The sequence below is a fragment of the Microbispora cellulosiformans genome, from assembly GCF_008728085.1.
Taxonomy (GTDB): domain Bacteria; phylum Actinomycetota; class Actinomycetes; order Streptosporangiales; family Streptosporangiaceae; genus Microbispora; species Microbispora amethystogenes.
In genome coordinates this window covers 192,956-214,384 of the sequence record NZ_VYTZ01000010.1, presented here as the reverse complement: position 1 = coordinate 214,384, position 21,429 = coordinate 192,956, and the positions used below count along the sequence as shown (strand labels likewise).

Genomic DNA, 21,429 nt, shown 5'->3' with positions numbered 1-21,429 from the left:
ACCGTCAGAGGGTCAGGGGCTGGTGCAGGTCGCGGTGGGGGTGGCCGCGTTGCCGTTGGCGGTGAAGCCGAACGTCGTGGACGCGCCCGCCGCGATCGAGCCGTTGTAGGTCTCGTTGGTGACGGTCACCGAGGAACCGGACGTGCTCTGCCGGCCGTTCCACAGGCTGCTGATGCTCTGGCCGCTCGGCCAGGTCCACTTGACGGTCCAGCCGTTGACCGCCGAGCTGCCCGCCTGCACCGTCACCTCGGACTGGAACCCGCCACCCCAGCTGTTGATCGTCTTGATCGTCGCCGAGCATCCGCCGGGAACCGGGGACGTCGACGGCGAGGCCGACGGGCTCGCGCTCGGACTAACGCTAGGGCTCACACTTGGACTGGCACTCGGGCTGGCGCTCGGGCTCGCGCTGGGGCTCGGGCTGCTCCCCGGGCCGCTGACCCGGTAGACCACGGTGCCGTGCGCCGGAACGCTGGCGGAGATCGTGCCGCTCGTGGTGCTGGTCGCGTTGGTCCACGCGTCCGTCAGCGTCACCGTGCCGCCGGGCTTGCCGATGGCGGAGGTGGTCGTCGAGACCGTGGTGGTCGAGCCGCCCTGGTTGAACAGGGCGACCGCGACGTCGCCGTTGGCGAGCTTCTTGGCGAGTACGCGGCGGGTGCCGTCGTTGGAGACCTGGGTGGCCTGCAGACCCAGCGAGTCCTGGTTGATGGCGATGAGGTTCTTGTTCTTGAGGATCGTCTGCGTCGCCGAGTCCATGGAGCGGATGTCGTTGCCCGCGATCAGCGGGGAGGCCATCATCGCCCAGAGCGCGAAGTGGCTGCGCATCTCGGTGTCGTTCATGCCGCCCCGGCCGATCTCCATCATGTCCGGGTCGTTGAAGTGCCCGGGGCCGGCGTACGAGGCGAGCGGGACGGTGACGTTCACGATGTTCTGGATGCCCATGGGATAGCCGTTGGTCTGGCCGGTGTCCCACTTGTTCGTGATGTCCTCGGTGGTGCGCCACATGTTCGCGACGTCGCCCCAGTTGCGCTGCGGGCCGGTCTTCGAGTGGATGCTGTTGGGGTTGATGCTGTAGACGATCGGCCGGCCGGTCGCCTTCAGCGCGTCGCGCATCTTCGCGAACGTCGTGACCTGGTCGTTGATCGTGCCGTTCGGGGAGCACCAGTCGTACTTCAGGTAGTCGACGCCCCACGCGGCGAACTGCCGGGCGTCCTGCGCCTCGTGGCCCTGGCTGCCGGTAGCGCCGGGGTAGCTGTTGAAGTACTGCGCGCAGGTCTTGTCCACGGGCACCTGGTAGATGCCGAACTTCAGGCCCTTGTTGTGCAGGTAGTCGCCGAGCGCCTTCATCCCGCTGGGGAAGCGGGAGGGGTCGCCCTGGATGTTGCCCGACGAGTCGCGGTTGGGGTTGAACCAGCAGTCGTCGACCACCACGTACTGGTAGCCGAGGTCACGCAGTCCGCTGTTGACGATGGCGTCGGCCATCCCCCTGATCAGCGACTCGTTGATGTTGCAGCCGAAGGTGTTCCAGCTGTTCCAGCCCATCGGCGGGGTCCTGGCCACCCCGTTCTCCAGTGCCTGCGCCGGGCTCACGGTGGTAAGCGCCACGGCGCCCGACGCGAGGGCCAGCGCCGCCGTGACGGCGGGGACCAGCTTCGCGCGGATGCGTTTCCTGTCCATCGGCATCGCTCCTCAGTGGGTGCGCTTCAACTGACGGGGATGTTAGCGTTAACAAAACCAGTGATCGTCGCCGATCACAGACGTATCCCCCTTGGCGAAGGTCCGGTGGTCACCACGGACGGCGCCACGGCGCGGAGCCAATCCCATGTACGGAGAACGGTCAAGACACCCACGCGGGCGACGCCGGCGCACGATCCGGCCAGCACCGGCCTGATCTGGGCGCGGGAACCCGCGACGGGTCATCCCGCCGCGGAGCACGGGCTGTAACTTTCACCTCCTGCCCACCTGGGCGAGAGGTGCCCGAGTCGCGTTCTCGCGTGCCCGCCGTCACACCGTACGGCCGAGATAGCGCGCTCCGCGGCGGCTCCCATGGGCGCGTACGTGCCCGGCTCGCCCCCGATGCCACGACGGGGATCAGAAGAGCGGCGCCGATCAGGCGACGCGGGGTCGGGCCCAGGCGATCAGGGCCGGGCGATCAGGAGCTGGTGGCCTCGGTGCGGCTGCCGAGCACGCGCCGGGCGACCCTGTCCCACTTGTCGCTGTGGCCGGGCAGGCCGAGGATCCGCCGCAGCAGGTCCCCGTCCCCGTGGTAGGCCCGGAACGACTCGCCGATGGTGACGCCGTCCGCGGGCCGGTCCAGCACCTCGATCTCGTCGCCGGCGCCGAGCTCGCCCTCCTGGATCACCCGGAAGTACGCTCCCGTACGGCCCGCCTCGGTGAAGCGCTTGACCCAGCCGCGCTCGTCGAGCCAGTTGCGGAAGACGACGCAGGGGATGCGGGGATAGGTGACCTCCAGGACGGCGGTGCCGACCCGCCACCGCTCGCCGAGAAGCGCCCCGGTCAGGTCGGCCCCCGATGTCGTGAGGTTCTCCCCGAACCGGCCGTCGCGCAGGTCGCGGCCCATCCGGGGCTCCCACCAGTCGTAGTCCTCCCGGGCGTACGCGTACACCGCCTGGTCCCGGTGCCCATGGTTGGTGGTGTCGGCGCGCTCGTCCCCCGCCAGGCCGTTCTCGCGTACGGCGACCCGCCCCTCGGCGCGGCGCTTGTCGATGGCGGTACGCCGGAGGTCGCCGGCCCACTCGGCGTCGACCGCCCGGCCCACGTTCACAGAGAGGATGCGCATGGCAAAACGTTAACGGATGGTCATGTTTCCGCGCGATCTCATTAAGTTGTCTTGAAACCAGGCAAAAAGCTACTTCTTGGTTTTGTCCGGCGCCTCGGACGAGAGGGCGGCGACGAAGGCCTCCTGCGGGACCTCCACGCGGCCGACCATCTTCATCCGCTTCTTGCCTTCCTTCTGCTTCTCCAGCAGCTTGCGCTTCCGGCTGATGTCACCGCCGTAGCACTTGGCGAGGACGTCCTTGCGGATCGCACGGATGTTCTCACGGGCGATGACGCGGGCGCCGATCGCGGCCTGGATCGGGACCTCGAACTGCTGCCTCGGGATCAGCTCCTTGAGCTTCTTGGCCATCTCCACGCCGTAGGCGTACGCCTTGTCGCGGTGGACGATGGCGCTGAAGGCGTCGACGGTCTCGCCCTGCAGCAGGATGTCCACCTTGACCAGGTCGGCCGCCTGCTCGCCCGACGGCTCGTAGTCGAGCGAGGCGTACCCCCGGGTCTTCGACTTGAGCTGGTCGAAGAAGTCGAAGATGATCTCGCCGAGCGGCAGCGTGTAGCGGATCTCGACCCGGTCCTCCGACAGGTAGTCCATGCCCTGGAGGTGGCCGCGGCGGCCCTGGCACAGCTCCATGATCGCCCCGATGAACTCGGCCGGCGCGAGCACCGTGGCCTTCACCACCGGCTCGTAGATCTCACCGATCTTGCCGGCCGGGAACTCCGAGGGGTTGGTGACGACGTGCTCGTTGCCGTCCTCCATGATCACCCGGTAGATGACGTTGGGGGACGTCGAGATCAGCGACAGGTTGAACTCGCGCTCCAGCCGCTCCCGCACGATCTCCATGTGCAGCAGGCCGAGGAAGCCGCAGCGGAAGCCGAAGCCGAGCGCCGCCGACGTCTCCGGCTCGTACACGAGCGCGGCGTCGTTCAGCCGCAGCTTGTCGAGGGCCTCGCGCAGCTCGGGGTAGTCGTCGCCGTCGATCGGATAGAGACCCGAGTAGACCATCGGCTTCGGATGCTCGTAGCCGCCCAGCGCCTTCGCGGCCGGCTTGACCGCGTTGGTGACCGTGTCGCCGACCCGCGACTGGCGCACGTCCTTCACGCCGGTGATCAGGTAGCCCACCTCGCCGACGCCGAGACCCCGGTCGGACGGCATGGGCTCCGGCGAGATGACGCCGATCTCCAGCAGTTCGTGCTGGGCGACCGTCGACATCATCAGCACGCGCTCACGCTTGGACAGGTGCCCGTCCACCACCCTGACGTACGTCACCACGCCCCGGTAGGTGTCGTACACGGAGTCGAAGATCAGCGCGCGGGCGGGGACGTCGGGGTTGCCGACCGGCGCCGGGACGTGCTCCACGACGTGGTCGAGCAGCTCCTTGACGCCCACACCGGTCTTGCCGGACACGCGCATCACGTCGCCGGGGTCGCAGCCGATGAGGCCCGCGATCTCCTCGGCGTACTTGTCGGGCTGCGCGGCGGGCAGGTCGATCTTGTTGAGCACCGGGATGATGTGCAGGTCGGCGTTCATGGCCAGGTAGAGGTTGGCCAGCGTCTGGGCCTCGATGCCCTGCGCCGCGTCGACCAGCAGGATCGCACCCTCGCACGCCTCCAGCGAGCGCGACACCTCGTAGGTGAAGTCGACGTGGCCGGGCGTGTCGATCATGTTGAGGACGTGGCCGTTCCAGGGCAGCCGCACGGCCTGCGACTTGATCGTGATGCCCCGCTCCCGCTCGATGTCCATGCGGTCGAGGTACTGGGCACGCATCGACCTGTCGTCCACCACGCCGGTGAGCTGCAGCATGCGGTCGGCGAGTGTCGACTTGCCATGGTCGATGTGCGCGATGATGCAGAAGTTGCGGATCAACGCGGGGTCGGTCTGGCCAGGCTGAGTGCGCACCGGAGTCCGTTTCAACAAGGGTGTGGTCATACGGGTTTCGACTGACTGCTGTCGATCGGGCCGCCCTCGCCTCGCGTCCGGCGGGCCCTCTCGCGGCTGGCGGACCAGCCACCCTCCATGGTGGCATGTCCGGGTGCTTGCCTTGACCACCAGACGGACCATCAGACGCGTTCTCCGCTGGACCGCCCTCGCCGCGGCCGTCCCGCTCGCGCTCGGCCTCGCGGCGGCGGCCGCGCTGCGCGTCCAGTTCGCCGGGACACCCGCCGCCTGGACCCGGACCACCGGGCACGACGCGCTGTGGATGGGCCACGCCTGGGTGGACGGCCGCCGCACCGAGGCCGACGTGCGGGCCCTCGCCGTACGGCTGCGCGCGAGCGGGATCAGGGACGTGTACGTCCACAGCGGGCCCTTCAAGTACGACGGGAGCCTGCCGTCGGACCGATACGCCAACGCCGGAAATTTCCTGAAATGGTGGCGCAAGAACGTGCCCGGTGTCCGGGTGTCGGCCTGGCTCGGCCAGACCGTCAACGACAACGGCAAGCCCCACCTGAGCCTGGCCGACCCGGCCGCGCGGGCCCGGATCGTGGCGGGCGCCCGTGACCTGGTCGCCGTCGGGTTCGACGGGATCCACTACGACTTCGAGCCCGTGCCCGACGGGGACGGGCCGTTCCTCGGCGTGCTGCGGGAGACGCGGGCGGCGATCGGCGCCCGGCTCCTGTCGGTCGCCACCCAGCAGATCGAGCCGCTGCCCGGCCTGCGCGGCCCCACCGGTCTCGCGATCGGCCACGACAAATACTGGACGCCGGACTACTTCCGGCAGGTAGTCGGCCTCACCGACCAGGTGGCGATCATGACGTACGACTCGTGGACGCCGCTGCGCTCCCTCTACGGCGGCTACGTCGCGCGGCAGACCTCGCTCGCGCTCGGCCTGGTGCCCGAGGACAAGACCCTCCTCATCGGTGCGCCCGCCTATCACGACCATGGCGTCCCGTACGCCGACTGGGCCGAGAGCGTCGAGGCCGCGGCCGAGGGCGCCCGGCTCGCGCTCGGCGAGCACGGGCCGCGCACCGAGTTCGGCCTGGCCCTGTACGTCGACTTCGCGGCCACGGAGGAGGACTGGAGGGAGTACGAGACGGCCTGGGTGCGCGGAGGAGCCGGCGGAGGGTCCGCCGAGTCGCTCGGGCGGGCCGATGTGCGGACCACGGCGGTCGTGCCGCGATAACATGGGTGCAGGGCTGCCCGCCGTCGTGGATTTGAGCGACGGCCCGGGCTGTTGGTATCCTGTCCAACTGCGTGTGGCGCGCCCTCTCACGAGCCCGCGCGCCCCATCCGACCGAGACTTAACACTGAGGCTCTCTTCGTGGCGAACATCAAGTCCCAGATCAAGCGGAACCGGCAGAACGAGAAGCGCCGGCTGCGCAACAAGGCCGTCAAGTCGTCCCTGAAGACCGCGGTCCGCAAGTTCCGCGAGGCCGCCGACCAGGGCAACGTGGACGACGCCCTCGTCGCGCTCCAGGCCGCGTCGCGGCAGCTCGACAAGGCCGTCAGCAAGGGCGTGATCCACAGGAACCAGGCCGCCAACCGCAAGTCCGCGATCGCCAAGCGCGCCGCGGCTCTGCAGGCCGCCAAGTAGTTCCGCACCAGCGCACGCCGCATCTTCCCTGATCGGGAGATGCGGCGTTTTCGCGTTCCGGCTCCCGCCCCTCGCCCCGGCCTTTTCCCGCAACGAGGCCCGCAATCGAGGCCTCCTCCAGTGGGGCACGCGGTGAGGCCTGCATCCCGCCCACAGGAGAGGCCCTGTCGACCGGCCCCGTTGACCGGCTGTCGCCTCGCTCCGCCCGCGAGCGCGTCAGCGGGCGGTGCGGCTGGCGACGATCGTGTGGACGGCCTTCTCCAGCGCGTACCCCGGGTCGGCGCCGCCTCCCTTGACCTGCTCGTCCGCGACGGCGACCGCCTGAAGGGCGGCGGAGATGCCCTCCGGGCCCCAGCCGCCGAGCTGGCGCTTGACCCGGTCGATCTTCCACGGCGGCATGCCCACATGACTCGCGAGCTGGCCGCCCCTGAGGTTGCGGGGCGCGCCTCCCACCTTGGCGAGCGAGCGCAGGCCACCCGCCAGGGCGCTGACGATCAGCACCGGCGCCACGCCCGTCGCCAGGGCCCAGCGGACCTGCTCCAGCGCCTCACCCAACCGGCCTTCCACGGCCAGGTCCGCGATCGTGAAGCCGCTGACCTCGGCCCTCCCCCGGTAGTACTTCGCGACCGCCGCCTCGTCGATGTTCTTGCCCTGCGTGTCGAACGCGAGCTGGCCGCAGGCCGCCGAGAGCTCCCGCAGGTCGCTGCCCACGGCGTCGAGCAGCGCCTGAGCGGCGGCGGGCGAGATCGTACGGCCCTCCCTGCGGACCTCGGCCTTGATGAAGTCGAGCCGCTCCCCCGCCTTGGTCGGCTTGGCCACGGTGACGACGTCGGCGCCCGCCTTCTTCACCCCGTCGACCAGTGCCTTTCCCTTGACCCCGCCGGGATGGGCCAGCACCAGCACCGCCTCGTCGGCCGGGCGCGCGGTGTATTTCACCACCTCGGCGACGACGTCCTTGGGCAGGTCCTGCGCAGCGCGGATCACGATGATCGACCTGTCGCCGAACAGCGAGGGCGAGGTGAGCCCGGTCAGCTCCCCGGGCTCCACCTTGCCCCCCTGGAGATCGTGCACCTCCGCCCCCGGGTCCTCGGCGCGGACCGCCGCCACGACGGCCCGGACCGCCCGATCGGCCAGGAACTCCTCGTCGCCGACGACCAGGGTCACGGGTGATGCGTTCGCCATGGCACGCAGCATGCCACGCCGGCCGGGCGGCGGCACACCCGGCGCCCGGCACGTTCGCGACGGTAAAGGCCGCCCGGCTAGGCCCGGGTGGCCGCGGCGCGGCTCCGGGCCTGCGTCTGGGTGGCCGGCGTCTGCTGGGTGGCGGTCTCCCTGGCCTTCTCCCGCTCCTCCATCTCCTGCGTGCGGCGAGCGGTCCTGGAGAGGTCCTCCAGCTCGTGCGCCGTCTCCTGGAACTCCTGCGCGGCCTCCCTCGTCATCCTGCCGACGAGCCTGCGGCCGCGGAGAGCCATGTCCTCGTAGACCTCGTTGGCTTTGGCGATGGCGTAGGGGCCCACGCCGGCGAGGGCGCAGAATGGCTTGGACATCGTGATCCTCTTGACCGGTGTCGTCACTTGGTCACTCTCCGTTAAGGTCGCTCTGGCGAGGCTGCTCGGTTCCGTCTGTTCTGGTCAGGGGAGGAACGGCACGTCCACGTCGGCAGGCGGGACGAGCCGGCGCTCTCCGGGTTCCGCCGCCGGGGTCGTGCCTGGAGTGCGCGCCCGCTCCCCGACAGGCGAGCGCACACCGGCACCATCCCCGCACTCGTCCCAAGGACACCGGGCAGGAAAGCAAGCGCGGATCAAAGAGCGGCCCCGCGGGTCCCTCCACGCTCACCCCACGGAACCCCAGCCGAATCAGCGCCTCAACCGGAACGGGAACGCTTCGAGCCTGAGCCGTAAAGTGACGAGGTTGGAGTTTCGCAGGTCCGGCCCCACTCGATCGAGGAGTTCCACAGCCTGGTGCGCCCTGTCCTGCCACCGGATATCTTCGTGGCGAGCGGCGCGGCCCACCTGAGCCGACCTCAAGATTCGGCGGCGCGCCACAGGGCCTGTGCTCGGTCATCTGCCGCGTACGACTATGGCGAGATGGCCGTGGGCGGCGACGACGGCGATGTCTCCGGACAGGTCCGTGCGGTAGGGCCGCATGCCGAGCCCGCGCAGGCGGCGGAGCGTCACCTGGGCGGGATGCCCGTAGTCGTTGACCGCGCCGACGCTGACGAGGGCCGCCCGGGCCCCCGTGGCGGCGAGGAACGCCGGCACCTGTCTGGACGATCCATGATGGGGAACCTTCAAGACGTCCACCCGGGGGACGCCGTCGCGCAGCAGGGCCTCCTGTGCCTCCGTCTCCAGATCCCCGGCGAGCAGGGCCGTGCCCAGGGCCGTTCCCTGATCCTCTGGCGTCCCTGAAACGCCCTCGCCCTCCGGCGCTCCGCCGGTCTGTGCCCCGCCCGCCCCCCTGGTGACCGAGGCCTCTTCCACCACCGAGGAACCCTCGGCTACATGGGCTCTGGCGGTCGGCGGCGGACCGGACCAGCGGACGAGCAGCACGACGCTGGCGTTGTTGGCGATCGAGCCCTCTCCGGTGCCCTGGGGCGCGGTGCCGGGCTCCGGCGCCAGAACGGTGATCTCGGTGGGCCCGAACCGCCACCGCATGCCGCGCACGGCCCGCCACTCCGGGATCCGGGCCGCTTGGAGTTGCCGGGAGACCCGGCCAGCCTCCCCTTCCGGCACCCGGCCCGGGCTGACCACCACCGCGCCGACCGACCGGCCACGCAGCACCCCCGGGAGCCCGCCGACGTGATCCAGGTGCGGATGCGTCAGGACGACAAGCGGCACCTGCCGTACGCCGAGGGCACGCAGGCAGCGGTTGGCAGGGCCGGGCGCCGGTCCCGCGTCCACCACCACCGCCCGGCCCGGACCGGCGGCCAGCACCAGGGCGTCGCCCTGGCCCACGTCGCAGGCGACGAGCAGCCATCCGGGCGGTGGCCACGGCGAGACCACCGGCACGGCCACGAGAGCGGTGAGCAGCGCCCCCGCCGCGAGCGCGGCCGCGAAGCGCCTGCGCGCACGGCCCCGGAGGACGGCCCAGCCCAGCAGAGCCATGGCCGCGAGCGCGGCCAGGCCCAGGGCTCCTCCCGGCCACTCGGCGGCGGCGAAAGGAAGGTCGGAGGCCCGCTCCGCCACCGCGATGATCCAGCCGACCGCCCATCCCGCCGGACGCACCAGCAACCGGGCCACATCCATACTGATCGGCGCCGTCACCGCGGCGGCGAACCCCAGCACGGTCGCTGGAGCGACGGCGGGCTCGGCGAGCAGGTTGGCCGGGATCGCGGCCAGATCGAGCCGCCCGGACATCAGCACCAGCAGCGGCGTGACCGCCGCCTGCGCCGCGACCGTCACGGCCAGCGCCTCGGCGAGCAGACGGGGCATACGGCGCTGCAGACGGTCACGCCAGCGCGGCGCGAGGACCAGGATGCCGCCCGTGGCGAAGACCGACAGCGCGAATCCCCACTCGCGGGCCAGACCTGGGTCGAACACCAGGAGTCCGAGCACGGTGGCGGAGAGGGCGGCCACGCCGTCCCTCGTCCGGCCCGTGCCGAGCGCGACGGCCGCGACCATGCCCATGACGAGGGCTCGCAGCACGCTGGGCGACGGCCTGGCCACGATCGAGAAGGCGATCATCGCGATGACCGCGACGACCGCCCGGACGGCGAGAGGCAGCCCGGCGAAGCGGCTCAGCGTGAGCACCGCACCAGCCACGATGGCGAGGTTGGTCCCGGATACCGCGGTGAGGTGGCTGAGGCCCGCCGTCTTCATGTCGAGGCGCACCTCTTCGTCCATGCGGGACACATCGCCGACGACCAGGCCCGGCAGCAGGCCGCGCTGGTCGTCCGGCAGCACGTCGCTCGCCTCGCGCAGGCCCGCGCGCAGCACCTCGGCCGCGCGCTGCACGGCGGACGGGCCGCCGATCGGCTCGGGCGGCCCGCGGACGAGCAGCACGGCCGCGACCGGCTCACCCGGCCGCGCCGGGCCCAGCCTTCCGCGTACCCGCACCCGCTGGCTCGGCAGCAGTGAGCGCCATCCGGCGGCGGGGCCGAGCAGCACGACGGGGACGTCCACGGCATACCGCTCCCGAGTGGCCGACACGAGCAGCGCCCTCGCCCGCACCACGGCCATGTCGCGACGGGTCACGCCACCCGGGTGCGGCCGGATGCGCGGGTCGTCGGTGATCTCCGCCTCCACGGAGACCGCCGCCTGACGCCGGGCCAGGTCCGGCACCGGCCCGGTCGTCACCTCGTGCACCCGGAACGCCACCACGGTCGCGGTCGCCGCCACGGACGCCAGCACGGCGAGACCGGCCCTCGCGGCTGTGCCCGGCCCTCCCCCTCGCCCCCGTCGCCGGGACGCCGCCGTCCGGAGGGCGACGGCCGCGACGGCGGCGGTCAGCGCCACCGTCGCCCCGGCGACCACCGGGCAGGTCAGCAGCACAAGCGCCGCGAGCCACGAGGCCAGCGCCGGAGCCACCAGAGCCGCCGGACCCGCACCCACCGGACCCGCACCCACCGGACCCGGGCCTGCCGGGCTGCTTCGGCCGGCGCGGCCACCGGCTCCGGCTCTGGGCAGGCCGGACCCGTCAGCGTCGTCCCCCGGGGACGACGCTCTGGGGCGCCCCGCGGAGGGTGCCCGGTCTGCAACGGCCGGACGCGCGGCAGTGAGACGGCGAGGAGGCTCGGCGGGCATCAGACCGTGACCTTGTCGCGGAGTTCGGCGAACTTCCTCTCCCCGATGCCGGGGACGTCCTTCAACTGGTCGACGCTCTGGAAGCCCCCGCGGGCGTCGCGGTAGTCGACGATGCGTTGCGCGATCACACCCCCGACCCCGGGCAGCGCGTCGAGTTGCGCGGCGGTGGCGGTGTTGAGGTTGACGACTGCGCCTCCCGGCGTCCCCGCCCCTCCCGGCGGCGCGTCCGGGCCGGCCGCCGCGCCGGACTGGGCCGGGCTCCCCACGGTGATCTGCTCGCCGTCCACCACGTGCCGGGCGAGGTTGACGCCGCCCGGGCTCGCTCCCTTGCGGACGCCTCCCGCCGCCTCGATCGCGTCCGCCACCCGCGCGCCCGGCGGCAGGACGAACACCCCTGGTCTGCGGACCTTGCCGGTCACGTAGACCACGACCCGCGCCGCCGGCCCGGACGACGGACCGCCGAATCCACCGGCCCCCGGCGTGTAGGCCGTCGCGCCCGGCCCTCCGGTCTGCACCGAGTCCTGGTCCCGATCCGGACCCAGGCCCGGACCTCGGCCCGCTGCCGGGTTCGGAGGCGCTGCGGGAGGCGCACCTGGGTCAAGTTTCAGGTTGGCGGCGGCCGGGAGCGGGGGTGCGACGGGTTCGGCCACCGCCCGTGACCGCCACACGACCACCCCGGTGACGACGGCGGCGAGCAGACCGGCGGCCACCAGCATCCGCAGGCCCGGTACCCCCGGGTCCATCCGCGCCAGAGCCCGGCCCAGCGACGCCCGCTCCAGCACGGGTTGCGCGTACGGCTCGCCGTCCTCCTCGTCCGGCGGCAGGACCGTCCCCCGGTGATCGCGGTCATCACGATCGCGGGCCTCCCCCACCGGATGAGGGGCGCCGAACGACGGCGGCGGGCCGGGCGGGGACGGCACCGATCGCAGGCGTGCGGACGGCGGGACCGGGTCCGCCGGTCGCAGCAGCCCGCGCAGCCGGGACTCACCGACGGCGACGTCGCGTGCGGTTCCGCGAAACTCCTTGCTCAGCACGCCATGGACGGTAGACACGCGGAGGACGCCCGGCGGCTCCCGAACTCGGTTCTGTGGACAACCATCGGGCCTGCCGCTCCCCCGCCCGCGTGACGCCGCCGTAAGCCCGGAAAGCCGCGCCCCGGACACACGCCGCCTGCGGCACGAGAAAGCGCGGCCGCGGGTCTGGCGTGGATCAGTCCGCGGCGCCGGGGGCGATGGTGACGCCGAGCACTCCGGGGCCTGTGTGGGCGCCGAGGACCGGCCCGATCTCGACCACCCACATCCGTACGAGCCGGGGCAGCCGAGCCGTCAGGCCCTTCATGAGCGCCTCGGCCCGCTCGGCCGCCATCAGGTGCTGCACCGCGACGTCGACCGGCCGTTCGCCGGCCTCCTCCACCACCAGGTCCTCCAGGCGGGCGAGGGCGCGGCTCGCGGTGCGGACCTTCTCCAGCACGGTGATCTCGCCGTCGGCCAGGCGCAGCAGCGGCTTGATCGACAACGCCGAGCCCAGGAGGTTGGCCACGCGGCCGATGCGTCCGCCGCGCCGGAGATATTCGAGCGTGTCGACGTAGAACACCGTGTCGGAGGCGGCGGCTGTGCGGCTCGCCACCGCGGCCACCTCGACGGCCAGGGCTCCGGTTCCGGCCGCCCGCGCGGCGGCGAGAACCGCCAACCCCAGTCCCATCGCGATCGACCGGCTGTCGACCACCTGCACCGGTACGGGCGCCTCACGGGCGGCGAGGCGGGCGGAGTCGACGGTGCCGGACAGCGCGCCGGACAGGTGGACGGAGACGATCTCGGTGGCGCCGCCCGCGGCCGCCCGCTCGTACGCCTCGGCGAACCGCTCGGGAGACGGGCGGGAGGTGACGATCGGCGAGCGGCCCTGCAGGGCGTGGGTGAGAAGCCCGGCGTCGAACGGGGTCACGTCGTCGATCTCGTGGCCCCCGAGGATCACCTGGACCGGTACGACGGTCACGTTCCATCTGCCGGTCGCCTCGGCGCCGAGATACGCCGTGGAGTCGGTGACGACCGCGACGGATGGTGACATATCGCGAGATTACCCGGCGGTGATCGCCCGGGAACCCGCCTGGGAACCCGCGCGTGAACCGCGCCGCACCGGCTTCACTGGACGGGGACGCCGCCCCGCCAGACGCGCCGCGGCTTGAGACCGAACGACCAGGCGAAGGCGCCCTCGTGGTCGGCGTCCCACTGCACGATGTCGGCGAGGCGGCCGGGAGCGAGGATGCCGCGGTCCGGCGCGCCGAGAACCTGGGCGCCGCCCAGCGTGGCCGCCCGCAGAGCGTCGCCGACGCTCATCCCGAACGCCGCCACGGCCAGGCTGATCACCAGGGACATGGAGGTGATGCCGCAGTGGCCGGGATTGTGGTCGCTGCCGAGGGCCACGGACACGCCCTGGGCCAGCATCCGGCGCACCGGCGGGAGATGCCCCACCTGGAGCGCCGCGCCCGGGCACACGACCGCGGGCACGCCGTACCTCGCCATGAGGGCGATGTCCTCGTCGGAGGCGTGGTGGAGCAGGTCGGCGGAGGCGCAGCCCATCTCGGCGGCGAGCTGGACGGCGCCGCGGCGGTTGTACGCGCCCGCGTGGACACGCGGCAGGAGCCCGACGTTGCGGCCTGAGGCCAGCACCCAGCGGGCCTCCTCGGCGGTGAAGTGGCCGTCGTCGCAGTAGACGTCGACGCTGTCGGCCCCGGCTCCGGCGGCGTCCGCACACCAGGAGGCGACCGCCTCGACGTAGTCGCGCTGGCGGCCGAAGTATTCCGGCGGCACCACGTGGGCGGCCAGGAACGTGACGTGGACCCGCGGCATCATCGGCTCTTTCTCGAGCTCGCGCAGGAGCCGCACGTCGGCGAGCTCGCCGTCGCGGGTCAGGTGGTAGCCGGTCTTGGCCTCGACGGTCGTGGTGCCGCTGAGCAGCCACTCGCGCAGCCGCTCCCGCACGCCGTTGCACAGGGTCCAGGGGTCGGTGCCGCGGGTCACGGTGACGGTCGAGCCGATGCCGCCGCCCGCCGCCGCGATGGCCGAGGAGCTGGAGCCGCCGGAGCGCATCGCCATCTCGGCGTAGCGGTTGCCGGCGTAAACGGGATGGGTGTGCGCGTCGATGAGGCCGGGCGTGACGAGGGCTCCGCCGAGGTTCTCCACGTGGTCGACGTCGACGATGTCGTCGACGACCCCTGGGACGCTCTGCGGGAGGTCGGCGGCGCGGCCCACCCAGGCGATGCGGTCGTTGTGCACCAGGATCGCGGCGTTGCTGCACACATCGTGCCCGGTCCACAGCCGGCCGATGTTGGTGAGAAGGCGAACGGTCATCCGACCACCCGCCGGTCACCCCTGGACGTCGAGCGGCCCCAGCCGGTGGGCTCCGGGCCCGCCGTGTCCGCTTCGTATTCGGACGTCATTGGGGGTCTCCTGCCTCATCGCGCACGGGGTTGTTGTGCGATGACACTACCGCCGGGGTGTCGAACCCGGGCGATTCAGTTCAGTTACGTTATTTCACGGGTGGGTTCGATGTACAGGGTCAACGACAAGAACCCACGTCAGCCTCGCGAGCACCGAGACATACCAGAAGTTTCACGCGCCGCGGCGAGGTTCGGATGCCCGGCTCCGACCTGCTTGTCCACGAGCGCCTGCGGATGGGTGACCACGCTGCCTGGAGACATATTCCACCCGTACCATAAGGTCCCATTGGGCTTTCCTTATCGTACCAAGGGCATGCCTTGACGGGCCACCGACACGCCGGAGGTGGCCCGCCAGAAAAGGCGCGGATCAGGCGGTCCGGATCGGAGCGATCCGGACCGGATCAGACGGTTTCGACGGGCTTCGCCACCCTGTCGAGCTCCGCGTACAGGTCGGCGAGGACCCGCGCGTGCAGGACCGTGCCGTCGCCGGTGTGCTCCAGCGACAACACCTCGCCCTCGCTGTGCGCCCGCGCGACGAGGTCGCCCCTGTCGTACGGCACCAGCATCCTGACCTCGTGGTCGAGGCGGGGAAGCTCGCGCTCGATCATCGCCATCAGCTCGCCGATCCCGGCCCCGGTGCGGGCGGAGACGACGATGCTGTGCCGTTCCTTCATGGTCAGCCGGGTCAGCACGACCGGGTCGGCGGCGTCGGCCTTGTTGACGACGATGATCTCCGGGATGTCCCGGGCGCCCTCGATCTCCGCCAGCACCTCGCGGACGGCCGCGATCTGCGACTCGGGGTCGGGGTGCGATCCGTCCACCACGTGCAGGATCAGGTCGGCGTCGGCCACCTCCTCCAGCGTCGAGCGGAACGCCTCGACGAGCTGGTGGGGCAGGTGCCGGACGAACCCGACGGTGTCGGCCAGCGTGAACAGCCGGCCCTCGGGCGTGCGCGCCTTCCGCACGGTGGGATCGAGGGTCGCGAACAGGGCGTCCTCGACCAGCACGCCCGCGCCGGTCAGCCGGTTGAGCAGCGACGACTTGCCGGCGTTGGTGTATCCGGCGATCGCCACCCCGGGCACCTCGCGGGCCTGCCTGCGGTGCCGCATGGTCTGCCGGGCGGTGGACATCTCCTTGATCTGCCGCCGCAGCTTGGCCGTGCGCTCGCGGATCCGCCGCCGGTCCAGCTCGATCTTGGTCTCGCCGGGGCCGCGGCCGCCGATGCCGACGCCGCCGGCGGCCCGGCCGCCGACCTGACGTGACAGGTTGCCACCCCAGCCGCGCAGGCGCGGCAGCAGGTACTGCAGCTGCGCCAGCTCGACCTGGGCCTTGCCCTCGCGGCTCTTGGCGTGCTGCGCGAAGATGTCGAGGATGAGCGCGGTCCGGTCGATGACCTTGACCTTGACGACCTCTTCGAGCTGGCGGAGCTGGCCGGGGGTCAGCTCGCCGTCGCAGATCACGGTGTCGGCACCGCTGGCGGCCACGATGTCACGCAGCTCGACCGCCTTGCCGGAACCGATGTAGGTGGCGGGGTCGGGCCGGTCGCGGCGCTGGATCAGACCCTCCAGCACCTGGGATCCGGCGGTCTCGGCGAGGAGCTTCAGCTCCTGCAGCGAGTTCTCCGCGTCCGCGGCGGTGCCGCCCGCCCAGACGCCCACCAGCACGACGCGCTCCAGACGGAGCTGGCGGTATTCGACTTCGGTGATGTCTTCGAGCTCTGTCGACAGACCCACCACGCGGCGGAGCGCCTGGCGCTCTTCCAGGTCGTAATCGCCCACGGCGAGGTCTTCGGGCTCGTATCGCATATATGTCATCTCTACTAGACAGAACAGTCGGACGCCCCGATGCCTTCCCGCACGGACGTCTTCTGTCGATGGTGACACGAGGCCCGGGAGCGACGCACTCCCTTATGCCCGGAGCCGATCCAGGAGTCGCGCGCTCTGCCCGGCCCAGTAACCGAGCTTCAGGCGGACGTGGGTCTCGTGGGCCCGGCGCGCGTGGTCCAGGGCCCTTTCGCGGTCGCCCATCGCCTCCGCCAGCAGCGCCAGGGCCTGGTGGATGGAGCCCCAGCCGGCCGTGCCGTGGCCGTGCAGGGCCAGCCGGTCCCCGTACGGCGCCAGCCTGTCGTACAGGCCAGAGGGATCGGGGACGCCGAGCTGAGCCGCCACGTACGACCAGACGACGGCGACGAACTCCCCCGACCAGTCGTCGGGGATCGTCGTGCCCCATCGGGCGATCAGGCTCTCGGCCAGCTCGCGGTCGCCCACGTCGAGAGCCGCGAGCACGGCCAGGGGACGCAGCGGGTCGTTGTGCGGCTGCGCCGCCGCCCTGACGATCTCGTCGAGGATCTCGGCGACCCTGCCCTGGCCCCGCCGGCAGGTGTAGAGCATGGTCGGCCGCACGTTGCCGAGGCCCCACATGCTGCTGTCGCCGAAGACCTCGCCGAGCTCGGCGACGAGGTCTTCGACCTCGTCCCAGCGGCCCTCCAGGGTCAGCCGCGCCGCCTGGGCGATGCGCACCATGGCCGTCAGCTCGGCGCTCCTGACCTCCTTCAGCAGATGTTCGGCGCGGGCCAGATCCCGGCCCCACGCGGTCAGCTCCCCCTCCCTGAACAGGCACGACATCCGGCGTACCCGGGCCACGACCTCGGCCGCGGCGGGAAGATCGGGCACCGCGAGCATCTCGTCGGCGGCGCGGCGGCGCTCGTCCTCCCGCTCCGGCACCCAGGACGCGATCATGTAATTGTTGAGCACCTGGAGGAGCAGGGCGGGGTCGCCTATCCTCCGGGCGATCTCCAGGGCCTCCACCACCATCGCCTCGCCCTCCGCCCGGCGCGGCCCGTAGTTGAGCTCGATGCCGAGGGTGCCGAGCAGCGCCGCCCGGTGGGCGTCGTCCAGCGGGCCCGCCAGCAGCTTCTCGAGCAGGGCGACCGTGTGGTCGTCGACCACTCCGTACGACCGCCAGTTCCAGACGCTGAGGGTGCCGAACACCGCCACGGCCTCCACCAGGGCCGTCCGGTCGCCGGTGTCCTCCGCCAGCCGGATGGCCTCCTCGAGTGCCGCCTGTGCCCGCAGGGCGTCCCCGACGACGCGCAGCGACCGGCCCAGCTCGATCAGCAGGCGGCACCGCCGGGCCGGGTCGCGCCTGCCGAGGGCGAGCAGCGCCTTGTCCCACAGCTCGACCGCCTCGTCGTACGCGCGCTGCGCGGTGGCCTGCCTGGCCGCCCGGGCGGCGTAGTCGACGGCCTTGTCGGCGCCGCCGACCCGCGCGGCCATGGCGAAGTGGTGGGCGAGGACGGGCAGGCGCGCCGTCCCGTCGCCCGCGGGCAGCGTCGTCGGCAGGGACTCCAGGGCCTCCGCCACGTGCAGGTGGAGCCGGGCCTTGTCGAGGCGGCCGAGCCCGGCGTAGAGCGCGTCGCGCACCAGCGCGTGCGAGAAGCGGTAGTCGAAGCCGTCCGGCGCCTCGGCCAGGATGCCCACGGCGACGGCGGGCTCCAGCAGCGACATCACCTCCTCGGCGGGGGTCCGCGTGAGCGCCTCCAGCACGTCGAGGCTGACGTCGCGGCCCAGGACGGCGGCGCGGCGCAGCAGTTCCGTGGTGGGCCCGGGCAGCCGCGCGACCCTCCTCCCGATGACCTCCATGACGCCTTCGGGCACGCCCAGCGAGGCGGCGTCGAGCCGGTGCTCGCTGCCGAGCAGCCGCAGCAGTTCGCCGAGATAGAAGGGATTGCCGCCGGTGCGCCGGTAGAGCAGGCCGGCGAGCGCGGGGTCGGTCACGTCGTGCCGCCGCAGGAACGCCACGACGTCCTCCGGGGTGAACGGCCTGAGGGTGAGGCGTTCTGTGCCGGGCTCGCGGGTGAGGGCCGCGAGGGCGTCACGCAGTCGCTCGGGCTCCCTGCCCGGCTCCGGCCGTACGGTGGCCAGCACCAGCACTGGCCTGCGGTGCAGCTCGGAGGCGAGGAAGCCGAGCAGCCGCAGCGAGGCCGCGTCGGCCGCGTGGAGGTCGTCCAGCACCACCAGCGTCGGCGTGCCGGACCGCGCGAGCGCGGCCAGCACTCCCTCGTACAGCTCGAAGAGCGCGGCCTCGGGGTCGGCGGGGGCGTCGGCGCCCTCGCCCGCGAGGAGCCGCGCCGCGGCCCGGCCCCGCTCCCCCAGCTCGCGCAGCGCCTGCAGCCACGGCCAGAACGGCGGGGCGGCCTCGGCCTCCACGCACCGGCCCCAGACGACCGCGACGCCGCGTGCCTCGGCCTCCTCGGCGGCGAGCTGGGCGAGTCTGGTCTTGCCGATCCCCGCCTCGCCGGTCACCAGCAGCACGCCGCCGCGTCCCCGCCGTACGGCGCCGAGCCGCTCGCCGAGACGGGCGAGCTCCTGCTCGCGCGCGATGAACGCCCCGTACGGCGACGCCACGGGCGGCGCCGGCTCGGGGGCCGGCTGGGACACCACGTGCCAGGAGGACGTCCGCAGGGACGTTCCCTCCGCGGGCGCTCCCTGCTCAGCCACCCCCTGCTCAGCCGCTCCCTGCTCAGCCGCTCCCTGCTCAGACGGTCCCTGCGAGGACGGCGGCTGCCGCGACGATGCCTGCTCGAAGGACGCCTGCGGGGGCGCGTTCAGGGCCGCCTCCGGGGGCGTGGGCGCGTCCAGGGCCGCCGACTGCTCCAGCACGGCCTGCTCCAGCCGCCGCAGCTCCGGGCCGGGCTGGAGGCCCATCTCCTCGTCGAGCAGCGCGCGCACCCGGCGGAGCGCGCCGAGCGCGTCGGTCTGCCGGCCCGACCGGTAGAGGGCGAGGACGAGCAGGCTCCACAGCCGCTCGCGGTACGGGTACGCCTCGACCAGCCGCTCCAGGTCGGCCACGCAGGAGGCGCCGTCGCCCATCGCGAGCCTGGCGTCGAACCGGTCCTCGACCGCCACCGCCCGCAGTTCGCCCAGGCGCGCGATGACGGGCTGGGCGAACTCGTAGGCCGCGAACTCGGCGAGCGGCTCGCCCCGCCAGGTCTCCAGCGCGCGGTCGAGCAGCCCGAGCGCGGCGGCGTGCTCGCGCCGGCCGAGCGCCTTGCGGCCGTTCTCCACCCAGGAGACGAAGCGCGCCAGGTCGACCTGGATCGGCGCGACCGACAGCAGGTAGCCGGGCTCGCGGGTGAGCAGCACGGCCGGGGGCGTGCGCGGCCTGCGTCCCGGCTCCAGCGCCTTACGCAGGTTCGAGACGTACGACTGGAGCGTCGCGGTGGCGCTGGAGGGCGGCTCGCCGGCCCACAGCTCGTCGATCAGCCGGTCGAGGGAGACGATCCTGCCGGGGTCCAGGGCGAGCACGGCGAGCACCGCCCGCTGCTTGCGCGGGCCGAGGTCGAGGACCCGGCCGTCGCCGTCGATCACCTCGAAGGGGCCGAGCAGCCGGAAGGACAGCGAGTTCATGACGACGTGCTCCGATCGCTCTCCTGTGACCGCCGCGTGTAAGCGTAAAGCCGGGACAGGCCCAACCGGAACGGTCCATTCGGGACGGCACTTGGGTGCGACTTGGACGGTCTTCAAGCGGCGCTCATACCCGCCCCAATCCCCGTGTTCCACGGTGGTTCCGCAGGGTGGTTCCGCACGAGGAACCCACACATGTGGAGGGGAAGACATGAACCAGATCGAGGCGCTCGGCGCCGATCTCCGCCGGGTGGTGCGCGGCCGGGTGCTGACGCGCGGCGACGAGGGCTTCGACGGCGCCCGCCGCCCCTGGGACCTGGCCGTCGACCAGCGGGTCGCGGCGGTCGTCGAGGCGCGGGACGCCCAGGACGTCGCGGCCGTGGTCGGCTACGCGGGGCTCGCCGGGCTGCGCGTCGCCACCCAGCCGAACGGGCACGCTCCCGCCGCCTTCGACGACGCGATCCTGCTGCGTACGGGGAACCTGCGGGGGCTCACCGTACGGCCCGGGGAGCGGGCGGCGCGGGTGGAGGCCGGTGTCTCCTGGGGCGAGGTGCTGACGGCGGCCGGAGAGCACGGGCTGACGCCGCTGGCGGGCAGCACGGGAGTCGTCAGCGCCACCGGCTTCACCCTGGGCGGCGGCCTGGGCTGGTTCGGGCGCAAATACGGCTTCGCCGCCGACAGCGTGCGGGCCTTCGAGGTCGTGGACGCCTCCGGCGAGCAGGCGACCGTCACGGCGGGCAGCGACCCGGAGCTGTTCTGGGCGCTGCGCGGCGGCGGCGGCGACTTCGCCGTGGTGACCGCGATGGAGCTCGACCTGCACCCGGCGCCCGTGCTGTACGGCGGGCGGATCCTGTGGCCGGCGAGGCGGGCCGCGGAGGTGCTGGCCGCCTTCCGCGCCGTCACGGCGGAGGCGCCCGAGGAACTGACCGTCTGGTTCCACCTGCTGCAGTTCCCGCCGCTGCCCGAGCTGCCCGAGCCGCTGCGCGGCCTGTCGGCGGTGACAGTCGACGTCACCTACCTCGGCGACCCGGAGGAGGCGCGGGCCCTGCTGCACCGGTTCGACCGGATTCCCGGCCCGATCTTCGACACGCGCGGCCGGATGCCGGTGGCGAACCTCGCGGACATCTGCGCGGAGCCGACCGATCCGACGCCCGCGCTGCTGCGCGCCGAACTGCTCCACGGGCTGGACGACGCCACCGCGGCGGCGATGCTCGCCGCCGCCGGGCCCGGCACCGTCGCGCCGCTCGCCTCCGTGCAGATCCGCCACCTCGGCGGGGCGCTCGCCCGGGTGGACGAGAAGGGCGGGGCCTGCGGCCACATCGCGGAGCCGTACCTGCTGAGCGCGCTCGGCGTGCTCGCGGCGCCCGGCATGGAGGAGGCGATCCGGGAGCGGCAGTCGGCCGTCGCCGCGGCGGTGGCGGGGGCCGCGAGCGGCCGCAGGCCCTTCACCTTCCTCGGTCATGGCGAGCCGGCGGCGTCCGCCTTTCCCGCCGAGGTCCTGGCTCGCCTGCGCGAGATCAAGC

Annotated in this window: 14 protein-coding genes; 3 read left to right on the top strand and 11 right to left on the bottom strand. The window is 72.6% G+C overall.

The features are described from left to right. Nucleotides 1–12: 12 nt before the first annotated feature. From F5972_RS26715 to lepA, 3 genes are all read right to left on the bottom strand, one after another. Nucleotides 13–1,674: a cellulose binding domain-containing protein gene (locus F5972_RS26715; RefSeq protein WP_225311903.1), complete on the bottom strand. Its 1,662-nt coding sequence runs from the start codon at nucleotides 1,672–1,674 to the stop codon at nucleotides 13–15. A 475-nt stretch (nucleotides 1,675–2,149) separates the two neighbouring features. Further along, the gene (locus F5972_RS26710) at nucleotides 2,150–2,797 is read right to left on the bottom strand and encodes an MOSC domain-containing protein (RefSeq protein WP_150937057.1); all 648 of its coding nucleotides are present in this window, start codon (nucleotides 2,795–2,797) and stop codon (nucleotides 2,150–2,152) included. 69 nt (nucleotides 2,798–2,866) lie between these two features. Next, nucleotides 2,867–4,720: a translation elongation factor 4 gene (gene lepA, locus F5972_RS26705; RefSeq protein ID WP_150937055.1), complete on the bottom strand. Its 1,854-nt coding sequence runs from the start codon at nucleotides 4,718–4,720 to the stop codon at nucleotides 2,867–2,869. Nucleotides 4,721–4,832: 112 nt separating this feature from the next. On the opposite strand from lepA, the gene F5972_RS26700 reads away from it, so the two are divergent. Together F5972_RS26700 and rpsT are read left to right on the top strand one after the other, a co-directional pair. After that, nucleotides 4,833–5,912 carry a glycoside hydrolase family 18 protein gene (locus tag F5972_RS26700; protein ID WP_191910323.1) on the top strand — a complete coding sequence of 360 codons (1,080 nt, stop codon included), beginning with the start codon at nucleotides 4,833–4,835 and terminating at the stop codon, nucleotides 5,910–5,912. Between the two features lie 138 nt (nucleotides 5,913–6,050). Beyond that, a complete protein-coding gene (gene rpsT / locus F5972_RS26695) occupies nucleotides 6,051–6,323 on the top strand; it encodes a 30S ribosomal protein S20 (protein WP_150937054.1) in 273 nt (90 codons plus the stop codon). 216 nt (nucleotides 6,324–6,539) lie between these two features. Here the strand turns inward: rpsT and holA are convergent, their stop codons facing one another. The 8 genes from holA to F5972_RS26655 all read right to left on the bottom strand — a co-directional run bounded on the left by holA (nucleotide 6,540) and on the right by F5972_RS26655 (nucleotide 19,909). Further along, nucleotides 6,540–7,505, bottom strand: coding sequence for a DNA polymerase III subunit delta (gene holA, locus F5972_RS26690; RefSeq protein WP_225311902.1), 966 nt, complete (start codon nucleotides 7,503–7,505; stop codon nucleotides 6,540–6,542). Nucleotides 7,506–7,582: 77 nt separating this feature from the next. After that, entirely contained in the window at nucleotides 7,583–7,870 is a 288-nt protein-coding gene (locus F5972_RS26685) for a hypothetical protein (protein WP_150937050.1), read from the bottom strand. Between the two features lie 513 nt (nucleotides 7,871–8,383). Continuing rightward, entirely contained in the window at nucleotides 8,384–10,873 is a 2,490-nt protein-coding gene (locus F5972_RS26680) for a ComEC/Rec2 family competence protein (RefSeq protein ID WP_225311901.1), read from the bottom strand. A gap of 191 nt (nucleotides 10,874–11,064) precedes the next feature. Further along, nucleotides 11,065–12,099: a ComEA family DNA-binding protein gene (locus tag F5972_RS26675; protein ID WP_225311900.1), complete on the bottom strand. Its 1,035-nt coding sequence runs from the start codon at nucleotides 12,097–12,099 to the stop codon at nucleotides 11,065–11,067. Between the two features lie 175 nt (nucleotides 12,100–12,274). Continuing rightward, nucleotides 12,275–13,129 (bottom strand): DegV family protein, encoded by an 855-nt coding sequence (locus F5972_RS26670; protein WP_150937045.1) that lies wholly within the window; start codon nucleotides 13,127–13,129, stop codon nucleotides 12,275–12,277. A 74-nt stretch (nucleotides 13,130–13,203) separates the two neighbouring features. Next, complete coding sequence (hutI, locus tag F5972_RS26665) at nucleotides 13,204–14,412, bottom strand: imidazolonepropionase (protein ID WP_150937044.1); 1,209 nt, start codon at nucleotides 14,410–14,412, stop codon at nucleotides 13,204–13,206. Nucleotides 14,413–14,902: 490 nt separating this feature from the next. After that, nucleotides 14,903–16,306, bottom strand: coding sequence for a GTPase HflX (gene hflX, locus F5972_RS26660; protein WP_225311898.1), 1,404 nt, complete (start codon nucleotides 16,304–16,306; stop codon nucleotides 14,903–14,905). A 102-nt stretch (nucleotides 16,307–16,408) separates the two neighbouring features. Next, entirely contained in the window at nucleotides 16,409–19,909 is a 3,501-nt protein-coding gene (locus F5972_RS26655; protein WP_191910322.1) for a BTAD domain-containing putative transcriptional regulator, read from the bottom strand. Nucleotides 19,910–20,117: 208 nt separating this feature from the next. Here F5972_RS26655 and F5972_RS26650 point away from each other — a divergent pair. After that, a partial coding sequence (locus tag F5972_RS26650; protein ID WP_225311896.1) for an FAD-binding oxidoreductase occupies nucleotides 20,118–21,429 on the top strand: 1,312 nt, incomplete at its 3' end.